At 49.8% G+C, this 660-nt stretch carries 1 protein-coding gene; it reads left to right on the top strand.

Annotated elements, in window-relative coordinates:
• Positions 1-127: 127 nt before the first annotated feature.
• On the top strand, positions 128-660 hold a 533-nt coding region (locus AAC01S_RS18550), incomplete at its 3' end, for a transposase (protein ID WP_245630296.1).

Here is a 660-nt window from a genome sequence, read left to right as displayed (position 1 = left end):
GAGCGTTTTGCAGATTTATAAACTCCCGCAGGGCAAGGGTTTTTAGGGCATGAAAAAGGACTTCACCCCAACCTTCGAGAAGATTTCAAGTGACCAAACAAGAAATTTTCGAGGAGGGAAGTCCCACTTGTATATTCTCCAACCATCGCTCTTTTCCTTTGAAGACTGGCTAGAAATTGACTCCAGCGATCGTCTGCCCTTGTTCTTCGCTGTCTTGGATTTACAACCCTATGCTTCGAAATTGAGAAAACAGTCACCCCAAGGCGCGAAACCTATGAATCGTGAAGCGATTCTGCGCGCACTGCTGGCTGCTCCGCTTGAAGGAATCTCAACGTTCACAAGGCTTCATGAACGGTTGGCGCGAGATATACGCTTTCGCTACCAGTGTGGGTTTCGAATCGACGAAGCAGCCCCGTCGGTCTCCACACTGAGTCGCGTGTTTTCAGCCGTTGTTGAGTTGGGTCTCGCTGAGAAGCTCTTCATTGACCTGGTCAGTCAATGTAAAGAAGCGAGCATCATCAACGGACGCCATTTGGCTGTGGACAGTGCCGCCGTGAAGTCCTACGAGAAAAAACAACCTAAGTCCAAGAGCCAGGAAACGGGCAATGCCAACTGGGGCGCAAAATACGATACCTTTGGCAACAAGCTTGCTTGGTTCGG

The organism is Alicyclobacillus acidiphilus NBRC 100859 (genome assembly GCF_001544355.1).
In the GTDB taxonomy this organism is placed as follows: domain Bacteria; phylum Bacillota; class Bacilli; order Alicyclobacillales; family Alicyclobacillaceae; genus Alicyclobacillus; species Alicyclobacillus acidiphilus.
Note: the sequence above shows the minus strand (reverse complement) of the source record. Positions and strands in the feature narration are given on the sequence as shown.